We start from the raw sequence: 25,066 nt of genomic DNA on the forward strand, positions 1-25,066 counted from the left end.
GCCGGCAAGCGCCGCCACGAGGTGCCCGGCCATTTCTCCCGCATGGAGCCAACCCTGCGCGACGGCGTCGTGGCAGCATGGTCTGGGGCGAACTGACCTTGCCGCCGGCTGACCTGCCTGTGCCGCCCACCACCCCTTCGGCGCGCCTGCGGGAGATGGCGCTGTTTGCCGGGGTGGGCGTGCTGAACACGCTGGTGGATCTGGCGGTGTTCGCTGCCCTGGTGACGCTGCTGGCGGTGCCGCCCTTGATGGCCAATGTGGTGAGCTATGGCGCCGGGGCGCTCAACAGCTACCTGCTGAATGGCCGCGTCACCTTCCGTGCGCGGGGGGTGCGGCTGGCCTCCTGGCGCCGGGCGGCGCGCTTCGCCGCGGTCAATCTCGGCTGCCTGCTGGTGTCGCTGGCGGCGCTGGCGGCGCTGTCGTCCTTCATGCCGGTGCTGGCGGCCAAGCTCGGCTCCGTCATCGCCACCTTCGCCTGCGGCTACGTGCTCAACAGCCTTCTTGTTTACGGTTCGCGGCCGCAAGGCTGAACCGCCTCCTTCTCCAATCCGGATCATGCCGATGCGACCTTTCGTGGGAATGACGCGCGGTGCCCTGGTGGCACTGGCGGGGCTGCTGCTGCTCACGCCGATGATGCTTTCGCCCATGCCGTCCCTGGGCGACTTCGCCAACCATGCCGCCCGCTTCTGGCTGCTGGGCGGCGGCATCGGACAGATGCCGGATGTGTATGGCGCCGACTGGACGCGCGCTTTCATCAATATCGGCGGCGACCTGCTGGCGCGCTTCTTCGCCGGGATCGCCACGGGAGATCAGGTGGGGCAGGCCATCCTGGCCATCGCCATCATCGGCCCGCCCTTCGGCCTGTTGCTGCTGAACAAGCGCCTGCTGGGCTGGAATGTCTGGATGTTCGCCTTTCCGTTCCTGGCCTGGACGCAGACGCTGCTGTTCGGCTTCATCACCTTCCAGATGGGCATGGGCCTGGCGCTGATCATGGCGGCGATCGACACATCCCTGCCGGAAGGCAGGGGGCGGTGGCTGTACCGGCTGGGTTGCGCCGCGCTGCTGCTGGTGGTGCATCCCTTCGCGCTGCTGTTCTATGCCGCGCTGACCGGCGGGCTCATCCTGGGCCCGCGCCTGCTGGACCATCTCGCTTCCCGCCCCGCCTTTCTGCGCTTCCTGCGCCAGGGGCTGCTGCTGGTCGCGGTGTGCGCGCTGCCGCTGCTGGTGCTGACGCTGACGGCGGCGCATCTGCCGGGCGAGGACCAGCATTCCGAAGGCTCGCAGATCATCTGGATGGAAGGCATGAACCGGGTCGCGGCGCTGATCTCGCCGATCCGCAACTACAGCCGCCGGTTCGACATCGTCATCACCGGGCTGCTCGCGCTGGTGCCGCTTTATGCGCTGGTCCGCCGCCGGCTGAGCCTGCATCAGGGCCTGTTCGCGGCGGCGGTGATCCTGGGCATCGCCTCGCTTTTCATGCCCAAGGCAATGGCTGGCACGGTGGTGCTGGAAGTGCGCCTGCCGCTGATGGCGCTGCTGGCCTTCGCCGCCTCGCTGCGCATCGAGATGCCGACGCGGCGGGAAGCAATGGCCGCGGCGGCCATCCTGGCGCTGCTCGGCACCGTGCGCACCGGCGATGTGGCGCGGCACTGGGCCCGCGCGGGGCAGGACGTGGCCGCGCTGCGCGAGGTGATGGAGAAGCTGCCGCCCGGCAGCACCGTGCTGCCGCTGCAGCACAATCCCTCGGCCGAGGCGATCCGGCAGGCGCCGCTTGGCCGCTATTTCCTCGATGACCACCCGCTTTTCACGCACATCGCCTCCTATGCGGTGATCTGGCGGCAGGCCTTCATCCCCAATCTGTTCGCGGCGCGTGGCAAGCAGCCCTTGCTGGTGCTGCCGCCCTTCAACGAGATCTCGGTGCCGGAGGGCGACCTGGCCTCCATCCATGTGCTGGACCGCCCCGACTACCCGGTGATCGGAAGCCAGGCCTATGCCCTGAAATGGCGCGATCGCTTCGACTATGTGCTGGTGGTGAACGCCGACCTGCCGGACCGCGAAGGGCCGCTGGTGCTGCCCGAGGGGGTGGACAAGGTGGCGGATACCGGCTTCGCGCAGCTGCTGCGCCTGCCCCTCGCGGAGAGGCCGATGGCGGCGCGGTGAGGCTTCGGGCCACGGGGCGTCTTTCCCTGGCGCCCCGGCCGCCCCACATGCGGCAGCGTGGCATTAGGGCGGAGGCTCATGGCGGCGAACGGCTTGGGACTGGGCTTGGGGCTGGACTGGATCGGCAACAACCTGACCCGCCTCACGGATGAGGCGGAGCGTTTCCTCAACGAATCCACCCTGCGCGTCGCCATCACCGGGCTGAGCCGATCGGGCAAGACGGTGTTCATCACCTCCCTGATCGCCAACATGCTGGCCATGGGACGGGGGCGGGACACGCTTCCCGCCTTGTCGCGCATGATGCGGGAAGGCGGGGAGGAGCGCCGTATCCGCTCCGTGCGGCTGGAGCCTGCGGGCACCCAGGCGCTGGACTGGTTCGACGCGGCCGACAAGCTGCGCGACCTCGCCGGCGCCAGCCCGCACTGGCCGCCGCGCACCAGCGACCTGGCTTCCGCCAGCCTGACCTTGACGGTGGAGCGCGGCGGGCCCTTCGGCACCTGGCTGCCGCCACGCCGGGTGCGGCTGGAGCTGCTCGATTACCCTGGGGAATGGCTGCTCGACCTGCCGCTGCTCGACCAGAGCCACGAGGCTTGGTCGGCCGCCACGCTGGAATTGCTGCGCCGCCCGCCCCGCGCCGCCATCGCCGGGGATTTCCTGGCCTTCCTCGCCAGCCTCGATCCCAACGCCCCGGCCGAGGAGCCCGTCGCCCGACGCGGCTTCATGCTGTACCGCGAGCTGCTGGCGACGGCGCGCGACCGGCTCGGCCTGCGCTGGCTGCAGCCGGGGCGTTTCCTGGTGCCGGGGCCGAAGGGCGACAGCCCGATGATGTGGTTCTTCCCCTTGCCGGGGAAGGGCGCGCCCGCGCCCGGCTCGTTGCGCGAATTGCTGGCCCGGCGCTTCGATGCCTATCGCGACGATATGCGCGCCAGCTATTTCGATCCCTGGTTCGCACGCTTCGACCGGCAGGTGGTGCTGGTGGACGCGCTGGGCGCGCTTTGCGCCGGGGAAGGCGCCTTCGAGGATGCCCGGCACGCGGTGGAGCAGATCGCCCGGGCCTATGACACGCGCTCCCGCTCGCGCTGGCTGCCCGGCTTTTCCACGCTGAAGCGGGTCGCCTTCGTGGCGAGCAAGGCGGATTACGCGCCGGAGGTGCAGCGCCCGGCTTTCGAGAGCCTGTTCCGCGCCATGGTCGGCGGCGGCGATGGCGGCCGCATGGTGAACCACCTGGCCGTCTCCGCCCTCCGCTGCACCGAGGAAGGCGAGGCCCGCCCCGGGGAGCCGCCCGTGGTTTACGGCGTGCCGATGGGCGAGCAGCGCCGCCGCCCGTTCCGGCCCGGCCACATCCCCGCCGCCCCGCCGCCGCCGGGCGATGCTTTCTGGCGCCGCCCCTATTTCGAATTGCCGGTGTTCCGCCCACCTGTGATCGACCCGGATGGGCGGGAAGGCATGCCGCATATCGGCATGGACCGCCTGCTGGCCTGGCTGCTGGAGGACGCGCTGTGACCAACCGACCCGGCAAGACTTCTCTCGGCGGCAACCAGCCTGGATGGGCCGACGAGCCCCAGACCGCGACCCGTGGCCGCGATGATGCCCTGCGCGCCTCCTTCGACGCGTCGCTCGACACCGCCATGGGCCCGGCGCTGCTGGAGCCGGAGGCCACGGGCGGGCTGATCCGCCATGGCGAGCCCGGCTCGCTCGGCGTGCCGGATTCGGCGGGCAAGGCGGCGGGGTGGCTGGCCTCCCTCGGAAGCTTCGGCGCGGCGGCGGCGCTGCTGGTGCTGGGCTCCTTCGGCCTCGGCCTGGGGCTGATGATCGACGACCTGTTCAACGCTTCCCCGGTGCTGGGCTGGCTCGGCACCGGGCTCGGCATCGGCGTCGGCGCCACCATGTTGTGGGGGCTGGGGCGGGAATGGCGGGCGCTGCGCCGGCTGGACGCGCTGGAGGATCTCGCCCGCACGCTGCGCGAGGCGCCGGACAGGGCCGCCCCCCCGCGCGCCCTGATCCGCTGGGCGGAAGGCGTGGCGGAGCGCCTGCCGGAAGCCTCCGCCGCCGTGGCGGAGCTGGGCCGCGCTTCCACCATGGAGGAGGCGCGCGGCCTGTTGCGCACGGGGTTGATGCCCATCCTGGATGCGCGGGTGAAGGCGCTGGGCTGGCAATCCGCGCGCCAGGTCTTTCTCACCGCCGCCGTGCTGCCGTCCCCGGCGCTGGATGCTGGTGCGATGGCGCTGATCGGGCTGCGGCTGATGCGGCAGGTTGCGGTGCTGCACGGCGTCCGCCCGGGCGCCGTGGTGCTGTGGCGGCTGCTGCGGCGGCTGGCATTTTCCGCCGGGCTGACCGCTGGCGTGGATCTCGCCGTGGAGGCGGGGGTGGAGCAGCTGGTGGAAGGCCATGCCGCGAAGCTGGCAGGCGGCGCGGCGGGTGCCGCGGTGGCGGCGCGGCGCATGACGCGGCTGGCGGCGCTGTGCGCGGAAGCCTGCCGCCCCGTTCCGCGCCAATGAGATGCCGCGCCGGTGATGCCGGCCGGTGACGGCATGGCGGTGATGTTGCGCCGCACCCTTGCGGGGGCCGCATCCGGGGACACATGCTGGGCGACATGCCCGACAGCCAGCAGGAACTGACCCTTCGCCTGCATCCCGCCATTGCCGAGATTCCGGCGGCCGAATGGGATGCCTGCGCCGGACCTGACAACCCCTTCACCAGCCATGCCTTCCTGTCCGCGCTGGAGGATAGCGGCTCGGCCAGCCGGCGTACCGGCTGGCTGCCGCAGCATGTGGCGCTGCGGGACGCGGAAGGGCGGCTGGTCGCCGTGGCCCCCGCCTATGCCAAGAGCCATTCCTATGGCGAATATGTCTTCGACCACGCCTGGGCCGATGCGCTGGAGCGCGCCGGCGGGCGCTATTACCCGAAGCTCCAGGTCGCGGTGCCGTTCAGCCCGGTGCCGGGCGGGCGGCTGCTGGTGCGCCCGGGTTCCGGCATCGCCTGGGCCGGGCTTGGCCAAGCGCTGGCGCAGGTGACGGAGCAACTCGACCTGTCCTCCGCCCATGTCACCTTCTGTTCGGAGGCAGAATGCCAGGCCCTGGGCGAGGCCGGCTGGCTGCCGCGCACCGGCACGCAGTTCCACTGGCATAATGACGGCTACAACAGCTTCGAGGATTTCCTGGGCGCCCTGTCCAGCCGCAAGCGCAAGCAGTTGCGGCGGGAACGGCGCGATGCGCAATCCGCCGGCCTCGCCTTCCGGGCGCTGCAAGGGGCGGCCATCACGCCGCGCCATTGGGAGGCCTTTCACCGCTTCTACATGGACACGGTGGACCGCAAATGGGGCAGCGCCTACCTGACCGCGCGCTTCTGGCCGATGCTGTCCGAACGGCTTGGGGAGCGCGTGGTGCTGATGGTGGCCGAGCGCGATGGCGAGCCAGTGGCGGGCGCGCTGAACCTGATGGGGAGCGACACCCTGTATGGCCGCAACTGGGGCGCCGTGGCCGAGGCGCCCTTCCTGCATTTCGAGCTTTGCTACTACCAGGCCATCGACTTCGCCATCGCGCGGGGCCTGAAGCGGGTCGAGGCAGGGGCGCAGGGACAGCACAAGATCCAGCGCGGCTACCTGCCGGTGCCGACCTTTTCCGCGCACTGGATCCGCCATCGCGGATTGCGCCGCGCCGTGGCCGAGTTCCTGGAAGCCGAGCGCCCCGCGGTCGCGGAGCAGATGGCGTTGCTGGCCGACGCATCCCCGTTCCGCGAGGAGCGTTGAGGCGGAAACTCACCCGTTCGGGTGAGGCCCGCTTTGTTCCAAACATCTAACATATTCTTCACCCAGCAGAATCTGGGCTGGAGGAGCAGAATGAATGGCCGATCCCCGCGATCTCGCGCTGAGCCTTTATGACGCCGTGCTGCAGGGCCAGCCCCTGGAACAGTCGCTTGCGGCCATTGCCCGGGCGGTTCAGGCGCAGACCGGCTTCATCAGCCGCATTGGCCTGGATCAGGGGAAGCCTGTCACCGCGACGGATTTCACCCGCTTCCAGCTTCGCCAATCCACGCTCGACGAATATGCGGAGCGGTGGGTGGCACTGGACCCGCGAAGCAGCCCGACGCTTTGGAGCCGCTCGGGCGTGTTCAACTTTCAGCGAAGCTGCCCGCCCTCGGTGTTCATGAACTCGGAATACTGGAACGAGTTTGGCCGGAAGGTGGAGCCCTGCGTTCACGCGATGACAAGCATCGTCGAGGAGAACAATGATATCCGTGCCGCGCTCGCCCTCCACCGGCCGCCGGACGCGGAACCCTTCGGCGATGAGGACGAGGCCTTCCTTGCCGCGCTGTTCCCACATTTGCGGCAGGCGCTGCTGGCGCAATCGCGGCTCCGGGCAGTCCGGGAATACGGGGAATGGCTGGAAGCGGGGCTGGGTGCGATGCACCAGGGCATCGCCCTGCTGGATGGCAGCGGCCGGCTGCGCCACGCCAATGCGGCCCTGGAAGCCATGGCGGCGCAGCGCGACGGGCTGAGCCTGACCACCGAGGGGTTGATGCTGGCGAACCGGGACGCAATGGCGCAGGCGCGGCACGCGCTGGAAATCGCCCTGGCGGTGTCCGCCGGCCGGATCCGCCTGTTGCCGGCTGGAATGAGCTTCGTGGCGCCGCGGCCTTCCGGCAAGCCGCCCTGGCTGGTGCAGATGCTGCCCCTACGCCATGCGGAACGCGGCCGGCTGCCGGGTTTGCGCGGCGCCGTAGCCGTGGTGACGGACAGCGCCGCGCGCCGCACGCCTTCCGCGATGCTGCTGCAGAAGCTGCTGGGCCTGACGCCGGCCGAGGCCGACCTCGCCGCCGCCCTGGCGCAGGGGCGCAGCATCGCCGCGCAGGCACGCCTTCGCCGCGTTTCGCCCGAAACCCTGCGCAGCCACCTGGCGGCCATCCGCCGCAAAACCGGCTGCCGGCGGCAGGCGGAGCTGGTGGCCCTGGTGCTGCGCCTGAGCGGCTGAAGCGTGGCAAGGGCGGGCGGCCGGAAGGGCGCGGGCCGGGCGCGCGAAAATGTCAGGCTCAGGTCGCCTGCGGTGAATCATTGCCAGAGCCCCGCGGCACCGCCTAACCTCATTTCCGCAACGAGTGGCCATAAGGCCCGTGGCGATCTTCGCCCGTGCAGAGGAGGTTTCGAACATGGAAGGCAACGGGTATCCCCGTCGTACCGTGCTGCGTGCTGCTGCCCTGGGCGCGGCCGCCAGCACATTGCCGCTGGTCAATGTGCATGGCCAGAGCTCGGGCGGCAGGCTGGCGCTCGGCCTGTGGGACCACTGGGTTCCCGCCGGCAATGACGCCATGCGCAAGATCGTCACGGAATGGGGGCAGAAGAACCGGGTCGAGATCCAGCTCGACTTCATCACCTCCGTCGGCAACAAGAACCTGCTGACCATCGCCGCCGAGAGCCAGGCGCGGCAGGGGCATGACATGCTGTCCTTCCCCACCTGGGAGGTGCATGCGAAGCAGGACCTGCTGGAACCCGTCGATGACATCATGGGCCGGCTGAGCCAGAAATACGGTGCGCTGAACCCGATCGTCGAATACCTCGCCAAGGTCGAGGGCAAGTGGCGGGCGGTGCCGGCCATCTCGGGCAGCCAGAACAAGCCCGCCCTGGGGCGGATCGACCTGCTGAAGCAGCATGGCGGCCTGGACATCCAGGCAATGTATCCGGCCAACACCACAACCGGCACCGGCGCCAAGGAATGGACCTGGGACGCCTTCCTGAAGGCGGCCGAGGGCTGCCACAAGGCCGGCTTCCCCTTCGGCCTGGCGGTCGGCCAGTTCACCGACGCGACCGACTGGATCGGCAGCATGTTCCGCTCCTTCGGCGCGGAGCTGGTGAACAGCAAGGGCGACATCACGGCGAAGACTGACAATGTCCGCGCCGCCCTGGAATACGCCAAGAAGCTGTGCGCCTTTATCCCGAGCGACGTGTTCTCCTGGGACGACGCCTCGAACAACCGCGCGCTGATCTCCGGCAAGTCGGCGCTGATCTTCAACCCGCCGAGCGCCTGGGCGGTGGCCAAGCGCGACGCGCCGCAGGTCGCCGAGCATTGCTGGACCTTCCCCTCCCCCGCCGGAAGCGCCGGGCGCTTCACGCCCTACCTGCCGTATTTCTGGGGCATCTGGAGCTTCAGCCGCAACAAGGGCGCGGCCAAGGCGCTGGTCGAATATCTGAGTGAGCGGGAACAGGCGGAAGCCATGGTCGCCGCCAGCAATGGCTATGACATCCCGCCCTTCACCAGCATGACCGACTTCAAGACCTGGGAAACCGAAGGCCCGCCCACCGGCGTCGTCTACAACTACCCGGTCAAGCCGCATCACCAGGCGCAGCAATTCATCGCCTGCTACCCGGCGCCGCCCGAGATCGCGGTGCAGATGTACAACCAGGGCATCCAGGCCAAGATGATCGCCCGCGTGGTGCAGAACAACGAAACGCCCGACCGCGCCATCGCCTGGGCCGAGCGCGAGATGGAGGGCTTCAAGCGCGGCTGACCATCCCGGGGCGGCGCCTTCCGCCGCCCTGCCTTCCGCGATTCTTCTGACGGAGCCTGGCATGTCCCAAGGCACGCTTATCGCTTCCGCCCCTCCCGCCGTGGCGCCGCGCGGCGGCCTGAGGCGGCTGGCGCGGCGCAACTCCACGATCGCCTTCCTGCTGACCCTGCCGCTGATCCTGCTGATCCTCGGGCTGGTGGTGTATCCGTTCCTGTACGCGCTCTACCTGTCCACGCTGAACAAGCGCATGACGCGCTTCATCGGCCTGGAGAACTTCACCTTCCTGTTCACGCGCGAGACCTTCTGGAACGTCGTGTTCCAGTCGGTGCTGTTCGCCGTGTCGGCGGTGGTGCTGAAGGCGCTGATCGGCTTCATCCTGGCGCATGTGCTGCACGCGCTCCCCTCCAAGGGGCAGCGGAAATGGCGCGGCATGCTGCTGGTGCCCTGGGTGGTTCCGCCCGCCATCTCGACGCTGGCCTGGTGGTGGCTGTTCGACCCCTCCTATTCCGCCTTCAACTGGGCGCTGATGGGCATCGGCGTCGATCCCGTGCCCTGGCTCGGCCAGTCGGGATGGGCGCGCTTCTCTGTGATCCTGGTGAATGTCTGGTACGGATCGCCCTTCTTCATGATCATGTATCTGGCCGCGCTGAAATCGGTGCCGGACCAGCTCTACGAGGCCGCCGCGATCGATGGCGCGACGGGATGGCAGAAGCTGCGCCACGTCACCTTCCCGATGATGCGCAACATCATCTCGATCACCGTGCTGTTCTCGCTGATCGTCACCTTCGCGAATTTCGACATTGTCCGCATCCTGACCAATGGCGGGCCGCAGGACACCACGCATGTGTTCGCGACCTACGCGTTCCAGGTCGGCATCCAGTCGGGCGACATTCCGCTCGGCGCCTCGGTCAGCCTGTTCATGTTCCCGTTGTTGGCGGTGTTCGCGATCTTCACGCTGCGCGGCGTCAACAAGCGTTCGAAGGAGATGGCGTGATGGGGACGACCACCCTTCCGGCGCCGCCCGCCGCCGCCGAGGCCCGCCATGGCAGCCTGAAGCGGGAGCGGCGCTGGGCGATGATCGGCGCCTACATCGCGCTGGCGGTGTTCGTGGTGTTCTTCATGACGCCGCCCTTCCACATGCTGATGACCAGCCTCAAGAGCTCCGCCGAGATCGCCGACCTGTCCGGCAATCCCTGGATCGTCGGCTCGCCCACGCTGATGAACTATTGGGAGTTGCTGACCGAGGGGAACTACCTGATCCATTTCCGCAACTCGGTGATCGTCACGGTGTGCACGGTGCTGATCAGCATGGTGATCTCCACCATGGCGGCCTTCGCCCTGGCGCGGATGAAGTTCTGGGGCAGCGCGACGCTGGCGACTGGGGTGTTCCTCACCTACCTGGTGCCGGAAACGCTGCTGTTCATCCCGATGTTCCAGATCGTCGGGCAACTCGGCCTGTACAACAACCTTTGGGCCATGGTGCTGATCTTCCCGACGCTGACGGTGCCGTTCTGCACCTGGATCATGATCGGCTATTTCGCCTCCATCCCGAAGGAGCTGGACGAGGCGGCGCTGATCGACGGCGCCGGGCACCTGCAGATGCTGTGGAAGATCTTCATCCCCGTGGCGCTGCCGGGCATCCTGGCGGCGATGATTTTCGCCTTCACCGTGTCCTGGGCGGCCTTCATCTATCCGATCGCCTTTCTCGTCAGCTCGGACCAGATGGTGCTGACGGTGGGCATCGTGTCCGACCTGATCCGCGCGGACACCTTCCAGTGGGGCAAGATCATGGCAGGCGCCCTGATGGCCGCCTTGCCGCCTTTGCTGGTCTACGCTTTCCTGATGGATTACTACATCGCCGGGCTCACCGCCGGCGCAACGAAAGGCTGAGGGGAGATCCGGCAGAATGGCTCAGGTCGCACTGAGAAAAGTCGTCAAGGCTTATGAGGGCGGTGTCCAGGCGGTGAAGGGCATCGACCTCGACATCGCCGACCATGAGTTCGTGGTTCTGGTCGGCCCCTCGGGCTGCGGCAAATCGACGACGCTGCGCATGATCGCGGGGCTGGAGGAAATCTCGGATGGCGAGATCTCCATCGGCGGGCGGGTGGTGAACGACGTGCCGCCGCGCGACCGGGACATCGCCATGGTGTTCCAGAACTACGCGCTGTATCCGCACATGACGGTGTTCGACAACATGGCCTTCGGGCTGATGCTGCGGAAGTTCGACAAGGCGGAGATCAAGCGCCGCGTTGACAACGCCGCGCGCATCCTGGAGATCGGGCCGCTTCTCGATCGCAAGCCGAAGGCGCTGTCCGGCGGGCAGCGGCAGCGCGTCGCCATGGGCCGTGCCATCGTGCGCGATCCCAAGGTGTTCCTGTTCGACGAGCCGCTGTCCAATCTCGACGCCAAGCTGCGCGTGCAGATGCGCACCGAGATCAAGAAGGTGCACCAGACAGTGCGCACCACGACGATCTATGTGACGCATGACCAGGTGGAGGCGATGACGCTGGCCGACCGCGTGGTGGTGATGAATGGCGGCATCATCGAGCAGGTGGGGCCGCCGCAGGAACTCTACCACAATCCCAAGACGCGCTTCGTGGCCGGCTTCATCGGCTCGCCGGCGATGAACTTCATCCCCGGCCGGCTGGAGAACGGCGCGGGCGCCTTGCGCGTCCATCTGCCCGGCGACATCGTGCTGCCGGTGCCGGCGGAGCGGACGGAGCGCTATAAGGCGCTGGCCGGGCGCGAGGTGCTGTTCGGCATCCGGCCGGAGCACCTGACCGAGGCCAAGAACCTGGATCGCCCCCATGTCGCGGCCATGACCGCGACGCCGGAGGTGACAGAACCGATGGGAATGGAAACACTGGTGCACTTCAAGATGAACGGGGCCGAGATCTGCGGCCGTGTCGATCCCGGCGCGCCGGCGCAGCCGGGCCACCCGCTGCCCATGGCGGTGGACATGAGCAACATGCATCTGCTCGATCCGCAGACGGGGCGCGTGCTTTGAGCGCCCGCACCGCCTGGATCACCGGCGCGGGGTCCGGCATCGGCCGCGCCACCGCGGTGGCGCTGGCCGGGGCCGGCTACCGCCTGGCGCTGTCCGGCCGCCGCGAGGAGCCCCTGCGGGAAACCGCCGCCCTGGTCGGCGGCGACGCGCTGGTGCTGCCGCTCGACGTCACCGATCCGGAGGCCGTGCAGGCGGCGGCGAAGCGCGTGGCCGAGGAACTGGGCGGACCGGACCTGCTGGTGAATAATGCCGGCTCCAACGTGCCGCGCCGCCATTGGCACCAGCTCGTGCCGGCGGATGTGGAGCGCCTGCTGGACGCCAACCTGACCGCGCCCTTCATGACCAGCCTCGCCGTGTTGCCGGCCATGAAGGCGCGGGGAGGCGGGGTGATCGTGCAGATCGCCTCGGTGGCGGGAAAGAGTTCCTCGCCCGTTTCGGGGCCGGGCTACATCGCCGCGAAATCCGGCTTTGTCGCGCTGTCGGCCACGCTGAACGCGGAGAATGGCATCCACAACATCCGCTCCACCTGCATCTGCCCGGGCGAGGTGGCGACGCCGATCCTCGACAAGCGCCCGGTGCCGGTGCCGGCGGATGAGCGCGCCAAGATGCTCCAGGCGGAGGACATCGCCGCCGCCGTGCTGTTCGTGGCCAATCTGCCCGACCGCGTCTGCATGGAGGAGATGGTGGTGACGCCGACCTGGAACCGCTTCCGCACCGAGTGGGCGCAGCAGATCGCCGCCATGCCCTGAGCCCTGGCCACCCCTTCCATGCCGCATCGCGCGGGGAGGGGGTGGCCGATTCCGCGGGACGGCGCCATTCTGTCCTTCCGGCCGACACGAAGCCGGACCACGCGGAGAGGAACAGAATGGACGCTCACCCCCCTGTCATGATCGAGGTGCCCGTGCTGGAGGCACTGGTGCGTGACATGTTCGTCGCCGCCGGCTGCGCCCAGGAGGAAGCGGCGATCATCGCCACCCATCTGGTGGGCGCCAACCTGGCCGGGCATGACAGTCACGGGGTGGTGCGGGTGCCGCGCTACATCGACTGGATGCGCTCCGGCTTCGTGCATGCCGGCCGGGAGCTGCAGACGGTGATGGATGGCGGCGCTTTCATGCTGTTCGACGCGCAGTTCGGCTTCGGCCAGCCCATGGCCAAGAAGGCCGTGGAGGCGGGCATCGCCCGCGCGCAGCAGAATGGCGCGGCGGTGATCGCCCTGCGCAATGCCGGCCATGTCGGCCGGATCGGCCATTACGCCGAAATGGCGATGGAGGCCGGGCTAATTTCCGTGCATTTCGTCAATGTCGCCGGCTCCAACCTGGTGGCGCCCTTTGGCGGGGTGGAGCGGCGGCTGTCCACCGCGCCCTTCGCCATTGGCGTGCCGCTGCCGGAACGCCCGGTGGTGCTCGATTTCGCGACCTCCCGCGTGGCGGAAGGCAAGGTGCTGGTGGCGTCCAATGGCGGCAAGCCGCTGCCGTCGGATGCGCTGATCGAGCCGGATGGCAGCTTCTCGGGCGATCCGCACACGCTGTATGGCGATTACCCGCCGGTCGGGCTGCGCGAGGCCGGCAAGGGGGCGGGGGCGATCCGCGCCTTTGGCGATCATAAAGGATCGGGCCTGGCGCTGATGTGCGAATTGCTGGCCGGCGCCTTCACCGGCGGCGGCTGCGCCGGTCCGACCGTTGGCCGCACCCGCATCAGCAACGGCATGCTGTCCCTCTACCTTTCGCCGGCGCATTTCGGCACGGAAGCGGAGTTCCACCGCATCGGCCGCGATTACGTGGACTGGTTCGCCAGCAGCCGCCCCGCCAAGGCCGATGAGCCGGTGCTGCTGCCCGGCCAGCCTGAGGCCCGCACCCGCGCCGATCGCCTCGCCCATGGGGTGCCGTTGCAGCCGGACACCTGGACCAGCCTGGTGCAGGCAGCCGCTTCGCTCGGGGTGTCGGCGCCGGCCTGACACGGTGGGGCGCCAGCACGGCCGGACCTTCTGCCGGAAATTGCCGGAGGCGGCCTTTCTCCGGGCCGGAGCGTTGAAGGCCGCCTCGCTTTCCTTGTTCCGGCCTTCCGGGAGTATGGCGGGCGGGCGCCAGGCCGTGCGCCGGCCGGTCTTCATCGGCGTCTGCCTGGTGATCGCGCTTGGGCTGCTGCTGCTGATGGGGCGGGTGCTGGCCCCCGGCGGTTGGACCGGATGGGAGGTGCTGCTGCTGCTGGCCTGGCTCGGCACCTTGCCATGGACCGCGTTGTGCGCGGGCAACGCGCTGATCGGCTTCGGGCTGCGGCTGGCCGGGCGGTCGCCCGCTTCGCTGGATGGCGCGCTGGCTGGGCCGCCGGATCGCAGCACCGCCATCATCCTGTGCCTGCGGCACGAGGACAGCGCCGCCGCGCTGCGCAACCTGGTTCCCCTGCTGGATGGGCTGGAGGCGGCGGGGGCGGGGCACCGCTTCACGCTCTGGCTGTTGTCCGATTCGCAGGAAGCGGCGGCGGTGGCGCGGGAGGAAGCGGCGGTGGCCGCCTTCGCCACCCTGCGGTCGCAGCGCCTGATCCCCGTGCGCTATCGCCGCCGGACGGTGAATCACGGCTTCAAGGCCGGCAACGTCATGGATTTCCTGGACCACCATGCCGCCGGCCATGACTACGCCCTGTGCCTCGACGCCGATTCCGAGATGACGGCGGCGGCGGTGCTGCGGCTGGTGGCGATGATGGAGGCCGATCCGCGCCTGGCCATCCTGCAGCCGCTGATCGCCGGCCGCCCGGCGGCCACCGCCTTCACCCGCATCTTCCAGTTCGGCATGCGCGCGGGCATGCGGGTCTGGGCCAGTGGCCAGGATTGGTGGCAGGGCGATGAGGGGCCCTATTGGGGCCACAACGCCCTGCTGCGCATCGCCCCGTTCCGCGACCATGCGCGGCTGGAGCCGCTGCCCGATGGCAGCCACATCCTGTCCCATGACCAGATCGAGGCGGTGCGGCTGCACGCCGCCGGATGGAAGGTGCGCTGCCTGCCGGATGATGCGGGAAGCCTTGAAGGCAACCCTCCCACCCTGCCGGACTTCCTGATCCGCGATCAGCGCTGGGGCGCGGGCAACATGCAGTACTGGGCGCTGTTGCGCCTGCCGGGACTGCGGCCGGTCGGGCGCTGGCAGTTGCTGCAGGCCATCCTGTTGTTCGCCTCCTCGCCGCTCTGGCTGGTGCTGCTGCTGGCGGCCGTGGGCAATGTGGCGACGGGCGGGGGGGCGGCCACGGAAGCCGCGGCGCTGGGCGCGCTGCTGCTGGCCAACTGGCTGGCCCTCTACGCGCCGAAGCTGCTGGGCTATGCCGAATTGCTGTTCTGGCCGTGGCGGGCCGCCGCCTATGGCGGCCGCCGGGCGGTGGCCCGCGGCGCCCTGGCGGAGCTTGTGTTCACCGCCTTCTGCGATCCGCTGGTCATGGCCGACAAGGCGCTGTTCCTGCTGCGCCTGCCTTTCGGGGCGCGGCCCGGATGGCTGCCGCAGAACCGCGACTCGCAGGGCGTGCGGTGGCGGGACGCGGCGCGCCTGCTTTGGCCGCAGGCGGTGCTGGGAGGGTTGAGCCTCGCGGGGCTCCTGGCGGGCGGTGGCACCGCCTGGCTTTGGGGCCTGCCCGTGGTGCTGCCCCTGCTGCTGGGCATTCCTTTCGCCGTGCTGACGGCGCATCCGGGGTTTTCCGGCCGGCTGCGGCGGGCCGGCCTGTGCCGCACGCCGGAGGAAGTGGGCTGAGGCCGGTTGGCATGAATTCACTTGAATGCCGGGGATGCCCGGCTATGACCCTGGAACGGGCAGCGGTCGCGCCGCCACCCGCCCGATGATCATGGAATACACGATGTCCCTTGAGGCTGCCCCTTCGTCTCGTCCCACTCTGCCGAAGGCGCCCACGGGAATTGCCGGCTTCGACGACATCACCGGAGGCGGGCTGCCGGCGGGCCGGCCTTCGCTGATCTGCGGCTCCGCCGGCAGCGGCAAGACCTTGTTCGCCACCACGTTCCTGGTGAACGGCACGACGCTGTTTGACGAGCCCGGCGTGTTCATGAGCTTCGAGGAGCGCAGCGAGGACCTGGCCGCCAATGTCGCCTCGCTGGGCTACAACCTGGACAAGCTGGTGGAGGATGGCCGCATCGCCATCGACCATGTCCAGGTGGACCGCTCCGACATCGAGGAGAATGGCGAATACGACCTGGAGGGGCTGTTCCTGCGCCTCGGCTTCGCCGTCGATTCGGTTGGCGCCAAGCGCGTCGTGCTGGACACCATCGAGACGCTGTTCAGCAGCTTCGACAACCAGGCCATCCTCCGCTCCGAGCTGCGCCGGCTGTTCGGCTGGATCAAGGATCGCGGCCTGTCCTGCATCATCACCGGGGAGCGCGGCGAAGGGCAGTTCACCCGCCAGGACCTTGAGGAATACGTGTCCGACTGCGTGGTGCTGCTGGACAACCGCGTGCATGAGCAGATCACCACCCGCCGCCTTCGCGTGGTGAAGTATCGCGGCTCGGCCCATGGCACCAACGAATACCCCTTCCTGATCGACGCGCAGGGCATCAGCGTGCTGCCGGTCACCGGCGCCGGATTGTCGCATGGCGTGTCGAGCGAGGTGGTGTCCACCGGCATCCCGGGGCTGGATGCGATGCTGGGGCAGGGCGGCTTCTTCCGCGGCACCTCCCTGCTGCTCACCGGCACGGCGGGCACCGGCAAGACGTCCTTTTCCTCGACCATGGTGAACGCCGCCTGCGAGCGCGGCGAGCGCTGCATGATGTTCGTGTTCGAGGAAAGCGCGGCGCAGGTGGTGCGCAACGCGCGCTCCATCGGGCTCGACCTGCAGCGCCATGCGGATGCCGGGCTGCTGCGCTTCGAGGCGGCGCGGCCCAGCCTGTACGGCCTGGAGATGCATCTGGCGCGCATGCACCGCGACGTGGAGGCGTTCGGGCCGCAGCTCGTGGTGATCGACCCGATCACCGCCTTCCGCGGGCCGGAGGCCGAGGTGCAGTCGGTGCTGCTGCGCATGGTGGACCTGCTGAAGGCGAGAGGCATCACCGGCATCTTCACCAGCCTGATGCATGGCGGCACCGGCGCGACCATCGATGCCGATGCCGATCTCGGCATGTCCTCGCTGATGGATGCCTGGGTGCGGCTGACGCATGAGGAGGCGAATGGCGAGATCAACCGCACCCTCTACATCATCAAGGCGCGGGGCATGAGCCATTCCAACCAAGTGCGGGAATACCAGATGAGCGAAGCCGGCATCGGGCTGATCGAGCCCTATATCGGGCCGGAAGGCGTGCTGACCGGCTCCGCCCGGCTCAGCCAGGTGGCGCGGGAACAGGCCGCCGCCCTGCGCCGCCAGCAGGAGATCGAGCGCCGCCGCCGGGAGATCGCCCGCCGCCGCGCCGCCGTGGACCGCCAGATCCAGGAGCTGCGCGCCGCGCTGGAAGCCGAGGAACAGGAGGTCACGCTGCTGCATCAACAGGATCAGGAGCGCGAATCCGCCCTGGCCCGCGACCGGCAGGCCATGGCCCGCCACCGGACCGCCGCGGAATGACGGCCCACAACATCGATCCGACGGCATCCGGGGAGGATGACGGCGTCTACCGCCTTCGCCTCTACGTCGCCGGGCAGACACCCAAATCCCTGACCGCCATGGCTAATCTGAAGCGGGTCTGCGAGCAGCACCTGGCCGGGCGCTACGAGATCGAGGTGATCGACCTGATGCAGAATCCGCGCCTGGCCGCGGGCGACCAGATCCTGGCCATCCCGACCCTGGTGCGGCGGCTTCCCGCCCCGCTGAAGCGCATCATCGGCGACCTGTCCAACACGGAGAAGGTGCTGGTCGGGCTCGATATCCGGTCGCAGACAGCGCAGCCGTGAGCGAGGCCGCGCCTTACCGGCTGCGCCTGTTCGTGGCCGGCAGCAGTGCCCGGTCGCAGGACATGATCCATGCGCTGCGGCGGACCTGCCGGCAGGGCCTGGGCCCGGCGACGGAGCTGGAGGTGGTGGACATCTTCCAGCAGCCCGACCTGGCGGAGCGGAATGGAGTGGTGGCCGCGCCCACCCTGGTGCGGCTTTCGCCGGCGCCGGTACGGCGGCTGGTGGGCGACCTGTCCGACCCGGAGCGGGTGCTGCGCGCCATGGCCCTGGGCCCCGGAGCCGCCTGATGCCTGAGCCCGATCTGGAGGCGGCGCTGCGCCGGCAGCTGCGGGAGCTGGAAGCGCGGCTGCAGGAAAGCGAGGACACGCTGGACGCGATCCGGCGGGGCGCCATCGATGCGCTGGTGGTCAGCGGCGGGCAGCAGCATCGCGTCTATACCCTGGAAAGCGCCGACCGCCCTTATCGCGTGCTGATCGAGCAGATGCGTGAGGGGGCGGTGACCCTGTCGCCCGACGGCACCATCCTTTACGGCAACCACCGCCTGTCGGAGATGCTGGAACTGCCGCAGGAGCAGGTGATCGGCCGCGATCTCGGCCTGTTCCTGCCGGAAGGCGAGCGTCCCGTCCTGGCCTGGCTGCTTCGGGAAGGCGGCCGTGGCGAGTTGACGCTGCGCGGCGCCCGGGGCGGCGAGATGCCGGTGGCGGCCTCGCTGGGCTGGCTGGCGGTCGAGGGGGAAGGCGCCGTGCTGTGCGGCGTGCTGTCCGACCTTTCGGCGCAGCGCGCGCACCTGCGCGAGGTTTCGCGCGCCAACGCCTTGCTGCGCGCCGAGATCGCCCAGCGCGAGGCCGCCGAGGCGGCATTGCGGCAAAGCCAGAAGATGGAAGCGGTCGGCCAGCTCACCGGCGGCATCGCGCATGACTTCAACAATTTGCTCACCGGCATCACCGGCAGCCTGGAGCTGATGCAGGAAGCGGTGCTGCGCGGGCGCATCGTCGGGCTGGAACGCTATGTCGCCTCGGCCATGGCCTCGGCCCACCGGGCCGCGGCGCTGACCCACCGGCTGCTGGCTTTTTCCCGGCGGCAGACCCTGGCGCCGCAGCCGCTGTCACCCAACAGGCTGGTGGAGGGCATGGCCGAGCTGCTGAGCCGCACCGTGGGCCCCGCCATCGCGCTGCGCACGGAGCTGGCCGACGATGCCGGCACCATTCTGTGCGATCCCAGCCAGATGGAGAACGCGCTGCTGAACCTCGCCATCAACGCGCGCGACGCCATGCCGGATGGCGGCACGCTGGTGATCGGCACCGCCAATGTTCTCGCCACGCCGGAAGCGTGCCGGGAAGCGGGAATGGCGCCGGGCCCCTGCGTCGCCCTGTTCGTGTCCGATACCGGCATCGGCATGTCGCCCGAAACGGCGGCGCGCGCCTTCGACCCCTTCTTCACCACCAAGCCGGCGGGGGAGGGAACCGGGCTCGGCCTGTCCATGATCTATGGCTTTGCGCGGCAATCGGGTGGGCAGGCGATGATCGAAAGCGCGCTGGGGCAGGGCACGACGGTGTGGCTCTACCTGCCCCGGCATGAGGGGATGGCGGAGGAAGCGCCGAAGGGCGCTGTTGCCACCCCGGCCGCCGGGCGCGGCGAAACCGTGCTGCTGGTGGATGATGAGGCGGTGATCCGCATGCTGATGGGCGAGGCGCTGCGCAAGCTGGGCTATGCCACGCTCGAAGCGGCGGATGGCCCCACGGCCCTGCGGCTGTTGCAGGGCGGTGAAAGGCTGGACCTGATGGTCACCGATCTTGGGCTGCCGGGCGGGCTGAACGGACGCGAACTGGCCGAGGCCGCGCGCCGGACACAGCCGGGGCTGAAGGTGCTGTTCATCACCGGCTTCGCCGAGGCGGCCGGGCTGGATGCGCGCGGCCTGGATGCCGGCACGGAGATGCTGCCCAAGCCCTTCTCCCTGGAGGCGTTAGCCACGCGCATCCGCGCCATGCTGGACCGGCCCCCGTCGCCGGCATGACCCGCGCCTGACGGGAGGCGCGGCGGCGCTATTCGTTGGAAAGAAACGTCCAGCCGGGCGGCGCGGGATAGTCCTGGGCCAGCACATGGCCCGTCAGCCCGTCCGGCGGCACGCCGTCCTGCCAAGCCCGGGGAAGTTCCCTGGCGGCCATCGCGAGGGTAGGCAGCGCCAACAGCACCAGGACGACGCACGCCGCCAGATCGGCCGGACCCATGGATTTCATTCTGGCCGCTCCCGGATGCTTTTGCTTGTCTGCGCATGAACGGCGGGCGGATGGCCGGAGTTGCCGCGCCTCCGCGCCCGCGGCATGGGAGGGGCGGCGCTCAGAAGCGCAGCACCATCAGGTGCTCGTCATGGTAGGTGCCGCCAATCTTCAGGGCGCGGGGCTCCAGCGCCCAGTCGGTGAAGCCGGCCCGCAGATACAGCGACCGGGCAGGCCCATTGCCACGCGTGACGGACAGCCGCACTTCCTCGACGACGCCGCGCGCATGGTCCAGCAGATGGCGCAGCATGGCCGGCGCCAGGCCGGTGCCGCGCGCCACGGGGCACAGATAAACGCCCCAGAGCAGGCCCTTGTGCCGCGACTTCGCCTTGTCCGGCACGGCCAGCGCCATCACCCCCGCCAGCTCTGGCCGGCCTTCCAGCCAGCCGCCGAAAATGGCGCCTTCGGCAAGGCGGCCGATGAAGACCTCCTCCGGCTGCGCCGCCTCCTCCTCCACGCTGCTGCCGAAGGCCTCGGGCTGCGCGGCCAGCGCTTCCAGCCGGATGGCGCGGAACGCCGCGGCATCCGCCACGCCGAGGCGGCGGATGCGGAAGCCCTCAGTCATCGCTGCGCCGCGCCAGCACCTCGCGCTTGCCGACATGGTTGGCAGGGCCGACGACGCCTTCCTTTTCCATCTGCTCGATCAGCTTGGCGGCGCGGTTGTAGCCGATGGAAAGGTGCCGCTGGATGAAGGAGGTGGAAGCCTTGCCTTCCCGCGTCACCAGCGCGACCGCCTGGTCGAACAGGCCCTTCTCGCCATCCGAGGCGCCGGCGATGCCGGACAGGCCGTTGTCGCCGCCATCCTCCTCGTCGGATTCGGTGACTTCCTCGATATAGGCGGGCTCGCCCTGCTCGCGCAGCCAGTCCACCACCCGCTCCACCTCGGCATCCGAGACAAAGGGGCCGTGCACGCGGGACACGCGGCCGCCGCCGGCCATGTGCAGCATGTCGCCCTGGCCAAGAAGCTGCTCGGCGCCCATCTCGCCCAGGATGGTGCGGCTGTCGATCTTCGACGTCACCTGGAAGGAGATGCGGGTCGGGAAGTTGGCCTTGATGGTGCCGGTGATGACGTCCACCGACGGCCGCTGCGTCGCCATGATCACGTGGATGCCGGCGGCCCGCGCCATCTGCGCCAGGCGCTGCACGGCGGCCTCGATCTCCTTGCCCGCGACGATCATCAGGTCGGCCATCTCGTCGATGACCACGACGATCATCGGCAGCGGCTCCAGCGCCAGGGGCTGGTCCTCGAAGACGGGCTTGCCGGTGTCGGGGTCGAAGCCGGTCTGCACGCGGCGGCTCAGCACCTCGCCGCGCGCCTGGGCGGCCTGCACCTTCTCGTTGTAGCCGCCGATGTTGCGGACGCCGAGCTGCGACATGGCGCGGTAGCGGCGCTCCATCTCCCGCACCGTCCATTTCAGCGCGCCGATCGCCTTGGTCGGCTCCGTCACCACCGGCGCCAGGAGATGCGGGATGCGGTCATAGACCGACAATTCCAGCATCTTGGGGTCGATCATGATGAAGCGGCACTCATCCGGGCTGAAGCGGTAGAGCAGCGACAGGATCATGGTGTTGATGCCGACCGACTTGCCCGAGCCGGTGGTGCCGGCGATCAGCAGATGCGGCATGCGGGCGAGGTCGGCGATCACCGGCGCGCCGCCGATGTCCTTGCCGAGCGCCAGCGGCAGCTTGCCGCTATGGCGGCCCCAATCCTCCGCCATCATCATCTCGGAGAAGAACACCATCTCCCGCTTGGCGTTCGGCAATTCAATGCCGATCACGTTGCGGCCCGGCACGGTGGCGATGCGCACGGCGACCACGCTCATGGAGCGGGCGATGTCGTCGGCCAGGCCGATGACGCGGGCGGATTTGGTGCCGGGCGCCGGCTCCAGCTCATACAGCGTCACCACCGGGCCGGGGCGGATCTCCACGATGCGGCCGCGCACGCCGTAATCCTCCAGCACGGATTCCAGAAGGCGGGCATTGTTCTGCAACGCTTCCTCGGACGGGCCGGCGGCGCGGCGCGCCGGCGGCGGCGCCAGCAGATCGAGCGGCGGGAACTGGAAGGGCGTCGGCTCCCGCGCCGGCTGCGGCCTGGGGCGGGATGGCGGCACGCGGTCCAGCATGCGCGGCGCTTCGGGCGCGGCGGCGGCCTGCCGGACGCGCGGCGGCTCCGGCGCCAGCAGCGGGCCGTCATCCGCCATGTCCTCGTCCTCGTCCGCTTCCGCGGCGCCGAGGTCGGGCAGGTCATGCCGGGCGTCGCGCACGGGCGGCGGCGGCGCGGCCTCGCGCGCCAGGCGGCCGATGGAGGGCTCGGCGCGGCGCTCGCCGGGCGCATGCAGCACCGGGGCGCGCCGCTCGCGGCGAGGGGGGGGTTCCGGCGCCGGGCCGGCCTCGCCCATCGCCTCGTCGGCGGCGCGCAGCATGGCGGCCAGCTGCGGGGAAGGGGCCTCGCCCCGGCGGTTCAGCAGCCCGCCCACGGCATCGCCCACCGCCAGGAAGGGGCGCGCCAGACGGGTGGCGACGCTGGGGCCGGCTTCCTCGGCCTCGTCCTCGGGCTCCGGCTGCCAGCGGGGCGCGGGCTGCGGCTTCGGGGCGGAACTGCGGGCGAAAAGCCGGGAGGTCAGGCTGACGCCGCCGCGCGCGGCGCCGCCGGCGGCGCGCCCGGCCTGCCGGCCCGCCTGCCGCCACACCATCAAGGGCACCGCCAGGGCCGCGAAGGACAGCCAGCCCGCCAGCGCGATGATCACCACCTGCGCCACAACCATGCCGAAGGGGCCGAAAATGGCGCTGCCGGTGCCCTGAACAGCCTGCGCGATCAGGATTCCCATGGCGCCGCCCGGACCGGTGGCGGCGGGCATGCCGGCCGGCAGGGGCGCCAGCGCCAGGGCGGCGCTCAGCATCGGCACGGCGGCCAGCACGGCGGCGACACGGCCGGGGAAGGGCGCCAAGCCCCGATGCGTCGCCAGCCGCCACGCCCAGCCCAGCGATACGCCAACCGGCAGCAGCGCCGCCCAGCCAAAGGCCTGCAGCAGCAGGTCCGCGGTGACCGCGCCGGCCGGACCGGCCAGGTTGGTCGGCGCCCGCGTGGTGGCGGTTGAGAGCGACGGATCGGCGGGATTGTAGCTGACCAGCGCCACAAGAAGCGCCAGGCCGGCCAGCCCGAGCACCAGCCCGGCCATTTCCGCTGCGCGGCGCCGCAGGAGGTTCAGGACAGCGGGCGAGGCGAAGCGGCGCGCTGCGCTGCCGCGCTCCGGTTGAGGCGGGGTGCGGGAAGATGAACGACGATCGGCAAGGGCGCGCGACATTGGCCTCAACATGGTTGTTGCTGAGTGAGGCCGGTAAGCTAACACGGCAAAGGCTTGGAACAGAAGGAAAGTCATGCGGGAAATATCCCGCATGGCTCTCCCTCCGGGGGTGGACTGGCGCTTCAGCTCCCGCCGGGCAGGATCCGACTCGCGACCTGGCGCGCCGTGTTGCCGAGCACCGAGCCCAGTTCCGGCTCGCCAAACATGCTGCTCAGGAAAGCCTGCGCCTGCTTCAGGGTGATGTGCGGTGGCAGCGGCGGCACATTGGGATCGGTGCGGACATCGAGCACCACGGGGATGTCGGAAGCCAGCGCCTCGTCCCAGGCGGCGCCGAGCAGCTCCGGATCGTCCACGGCGATGCCGCGCAGTCCGGCCAGCTCGGCCATGCGGGCATAGGAGAATTCCGGCAGGCTTTGCGAGCCTAGGAATTTGGGGTCGCCATTCATCACCCGCTGTTCCCAGGTGACCTGGTTGAGGTCGCGGTTGTTCAGCACCAGCACGGCGAATCGGGGGCTGGCCCAGTCCCGCCAATAGCGGCTGACGGTCAGCAGCTCGTTCATGCCGTTCATCTGCATGGCGCCGTCGCCGCAGATGGCGAGCACGGGGCGGTCGGGATAGGCGAATTTCGCCGCGATGGCGTAGGGCATGCCCGAGCCCATGCTGGCCAGCCCGCCGGACAGCGTCGCCATCATGCCCCGGCGCAGCTTCAGGTCCCGCGCATACCAGTTGGTTGAGGAGCCGGAATCGGCGCCGATGATGACATCGTCGGGCAGGCGCTTCGACAGCTCGGTGAAGACGCGCTGCGGGTTGACCGGCTCGGCGCTGGCCATGGCGCGCTTTTCGGTCAGGCGCCACCAATCCCCGGTCCAGCCGGCGATGCGCTCCCGCCAGCGGCCCTTCTCCTTGGGTTGCAACAGCGGCAGCAGGGCGCGCAGCGTGGCGGCGGCATCGCCGGTGAGGTTCACCTCCATCGGGTAGCGCAGGCTGAGCATGGCCGGGTTGCGGTCGATCTGCACGCCGCGCGCCGCGCCTTCCTTGGGCAGGAACTCGGAATACGGGAAGCCGGAGCCGACCATCAGCAGCGTGTCGCATTCCTGCATCAGCTTCCAGGACGGCTCGGTGCCGAGCAGGCCGATGGAGCCGGTCACCCAGGGCAGGTCATCCGGCACGGCGGCCTTGCCGAGCAGCGCCTTGGCGATGCCCGCCTCCAGCACGCCGGCCACCGACAGCACCTCCTCGGTGGCGCCCAGGGCGCCGGCGCCCACCAGCATGGCCACCTTCTGGCCAGCGTTCAGCACCTCGGCCGCCTGCCGCAGCGTCGCGTCCTCCGGCACCAGGCGCGGCTCGGCATAGCCGACGCCGCTGTGAATGGTGCCATGGGCGTGCGGCGGGGTTTCCACCGCCGGCAGGTCCTGGATGTCGTTGGGCAGGATGATGCAGGCGATCTCCCGCCGGCCCATGGCGATGCGCATGGCGCGGTCGATCAGGTGGCGGATCTGCTCCGGCACGCTGGCCTGCTGCACGAAGCCGCACACGTCGCGGAACAGCGCGGACAGGTCCACTTCCTGCTGGTAATGGCCACCCAGCGCGGCGCGGGCCTGCTGGCCGACAATGGCCAGCACCGGCATGTGGTCGGCCTTGGCATCGTAGAGGCCGTTCAGCAGGTGGATGGCGCCGGGGCCGGAGGTGGCGAGGCAGACCCCCACCTCCCCCGTGTACTTGGAATGGGCCCCGGCCATGAAGGCGGCCATTTCCTCATGCCGGGCCTGGACGAAATGGATGTTGTCCCTGGCGCGGTCGAGCGCGCCGATCAGCCCGTTGATGCCATCCCCCGGATAGCCATAGACCCGCTTCACGCCCCATTGGCCAAGACGCTCCCAGACGAAATCCGCGACGGTCTTGGCCATGGGAAACTCCCTTCAGCGTGGTGGGGCGATGCCCGAACCAACGCCG

Annotated in this window: 21 protein-coding genes; 17 read left to right on the top strand and 4 right to left on the bottom strand. The window is 69.8% G+C overall.

Translation table 11 applies throughout. From position 1 onward, the window contains the following. Positions 1-77: 77 nt before the first annotated feature. The 17 genes from F0Q34_RS00005 (at position 78) to F0Q34_RS00085 (ending at position 19,546) form a co-directional block, all read left to right on the top strand. On the top strand, positions 78-530 hold the full coding sequence (locus tag F0Q34_RS00005) for a GtrA family protein (protein WP_149810101.1): 453 nt from the start codon (positions 78-80) through the stop codon (positions 528-530). A 31-nt stretch (positions 531-561) separates the two neighbouring features. Further along, positions 562-2,160: a hypothetical protein gene (locus F0Q34_RS00010; protein WP_149810102.1), complete on the top strand. Its 1,599-nt coding sequence runs from the start codon at positions 562-564 to the stop codon at positions 2,158-2,160. A gap of 78 nt (positions 2,161-2,238) precedes the next feature. Further along, positions 2,239-3,663, top strand: coding sequence for a YcjX family protein (locus tag F0Q34_RS00015; protein WP_241665229.1), 1,425 nt, complete (start codon positions 2,239-2,241; stop codon positions 3,661-3,663). Further along, positions 3,660-4,658, top strand: coding sequence for a DUF697 domain-containing protein (locus F0Q34_RS00020; protein ID WP_149810103.1), 999 nt, complete (start codon positions 3,660-3,662; stop codon positions 4,656-4,658). Before F0Q34_RS00015 ends, F0Q34_RS00020 begins: the two co-directional genes overlap by 4 nt. An 83-nt stretch (positions 4,659-4,741) precedes the next feature. Beyond that, the gene (locus F0Q34_RS00025) at positions 4,742-5,908 is read left to right on the top strand and encodes a GNAT family N-acetyltransferase (protein WP_241665230.1); all 1,167 of its coding nucleotides are present in this window, start codon (positions 4,742-4,744) and stop codon (positions 5,906-5,908) included. Positions 5,909-6,002: 94 nt separating this feature from the next. After that, positions 6,003-7,130 carry a helix-turn-helix transcriptional regulator gene (locus F0Q34_RS00030; RefSeq protein WP_149810104.1) on the top strand — a complete coding sequence of 376 codons (1,128 nt, stop codon included), beginning with the start codon at positions 6,003-6,005 and terminating at the stop codon, positions 7,128-7,130. A 175-nt stretch (positions 7,131-7,305) separates the two neighbouring features. Continuing rightward, positions 7,306-8,661, top strand: a complete 1,356-nt coding sequence (locus F0Q34_RS00035; protein ID WP_149810105.1) for an ABC transporter substrate-binding protein — start codon at positions 7,306-7,308, stop codon at positions 8,659-8,661. A 61-nt stretch (positions 8,662-8,722) separates the two neighbouring features. Beyond that, on the top strand, positions 8,723-9,655 hold the full coding sequence (locus tag F0Q34_RS00040) for a carbohydrate ABC transporter permease (RefSeq protein WP_149810106.1): 933 nt from the start codon (positions 8,723-8,725) through the stop codon (positions 9,653-9,655). Then, positions 9,655-10,551, top strand: a complete 897-nt coding sequence (locus F0Q34_RS00045; protein ID WP_149810107.1) for a carbohydrate ABC transporter permease — start codon at positions 9,655-9,657, stop codon at positions 10,549-10,551. The genes F0Q34_RS00040 and F0Q34_RS00045 overlap by 1 nt, the downstream gene beginning before the upstream one ends. Before the next feature lie 16 nt (positions 10,552-10,567). Further along, positions 10,568-11,668, top strand: coding sequence for an ABC transporter ATP-binding protein (locus tag F0Q34_RS00050; RefSeq protein ID WP_149810108.1), 1,101 nt, complete (start codon positions 10,568-10,570; stop codon positions 11,666-11,668). Beyond that, entirely contained in the window at positions 11,665-12,417 is a 753-nt protein-coding gene (locus F0Q34_RS00055; protein WP_149810109.1) for an SDR family oxidoreductase, read from the top strand. Before F0Q34_RS00050 ends, F0Q34_RS00055 begins: the two co-directional genes overlap by 4 nt. 116 nt (positions 12,418-12,533) lie before the next feature. Further along, complete coding sequence (locus F0Q34_RS00060; RefSeq protein WP_206667931.1) at positions 12,534-13,622, top strand: malate/lactate/ureidoglycolate dehydrogenase; 1,089 nt, start codon at positions 12,534-12,536, stop codon at positions 13,620-13,622. Positions 13,623-13,758: 136 nt separating this feature from the next. Then, the gene (gene mdoH, locus F0Q34_RS00065) at positions 13,759-15,396 is read left to right on the top strand and encodes a glucans biosynthesis glucosyltransferase MdoH (protein ID WP_241665231.1); all 1,638 of its coding nucleotides are present in this window, start codon (positions 13,759-13,761) and stop codon (positions 15,394-15,396) included. 25 nt (positions 15,397-15,421) lie between these two features. Continuing rightward, on the top strand, positions 15,422-17,206 hold the full coding sequence (gene kaiC, locus F0Q34_RS00070) for a circadian clock protein KaiC (RefSeq protein ID WP_241665232.1): 1,785 nt from the start codon (positions 15,422-15,424) through the stop codon (positions 17,204-17,206). Beyond that, positions 17,203-17,532: a circadian clock KaiB family protein gene (locus F0Q34_RS00075; protein WP_149810111.1), complete on the top strand. Its 330-nt coding sequence runs from the start codon at positions 17,203-17,205 to the stop codon at positions 17,530-17,532. Before kaiC ends, F0Q34_RS00075 begins: the two co-directional genes overlap by 4 nt. Next, positions 17,529-17,819, top strand: coding sequence for a circadian clock KaiB family protein (locus F0Q34_RS00080; protein WP_206667932.1), 291 nt, complete (start codon positions 17,529-17,531; stop codon positions 17,817-17,819). The genes F0Q34_RS00075 and F0Q34_RS00080 overlap by 4 nt, the downstream gene beginning before the upstream one ends. Next, positions 17,819-19,546 (top strand): PAS domain-containing sensor histidine kinase, encoded by a 1,728-nt coding sequence (locus F0Q34_RS00085; protein WP_149810112.1) that lies wholly within the window; start codon positions 17,819-17,821, stop codon positions 19,544-19,546. Before F0Q34_RS00080 ends, F0Q34_RS00085 begins: the two co-directional genes overlap by 1 nt. Before the next feature lie 28 nt (positions 19,547-19,574). On the opposite strand, the gene F0Q34_RS00090 is transcribed toward F0Q34_RS00085, so the two are convergent. The 4 genes from F0Q34_RS00090 to F0Q34_RS00105 form a co-directional block, all read right to left on the bottom strand. Beyond that, positions 19,575-19,769 (bottom strand): hypothetical protein, encoded by a 195-nt coding sequence (locus tag F0Q34_RS00090; protein ID WP_149810113.1) that lies wholly within the window; start codon positions 19,767-19,769, stop codon positions 19,575-19,577. A gap of 100 nt (positions 19,770-19,869) precedes the next feature. After that, positions 19,870-20,373: a GNAT family N-acetyltransferase gene (locus tag F0Q34_RS00095; RefSeq protein ID WP_149810114.1), complete on the bottom strand. Its 504-nt coding sequence runs from the start codon at positions 20,371-20,373 to the stop codon at positions 19,870-19,872. After that, the gene (locus F0Q34_RS00100; protein WP_174241959.1) at positions 20,366-23,113 is read right to left on the bottom strand and encodes a DNA translocase FtsK; all 2,748 of its coding nucleotides are present in this window, start codon (positions 23,111-23,113) and stop codon (positions 20,366-20,368) included. The genes F0Q34_RS00095 and F0Q34_RS00100 overlap by 8 nt, the downstream gene beginning before the upstream one ends. 122 nt (positions 23,114-23,235) lie before the next feature. Then, entirely contained in the window at positions 23,236-25,020 is a 1,785-nt protein-coding gene (locus tag F0Q34_RS00105) for a thiamine pyrophosphate-requiring protein (RefSeq protein WP_149810115.1), read from the bottom strand. Positions 25,021-25,066: the final 46 nt, after the last annotated feature.

Source organism: Teichococcus oryzae, assembly GCF_008386565.1.
Lineage (GTDB): Bacteria > Pseudomonadota > Alphaproteobacteria > Acetobacterales > Acetobacteraceae > Pseudoroseomonas > Pseudoroseomonas oryzae.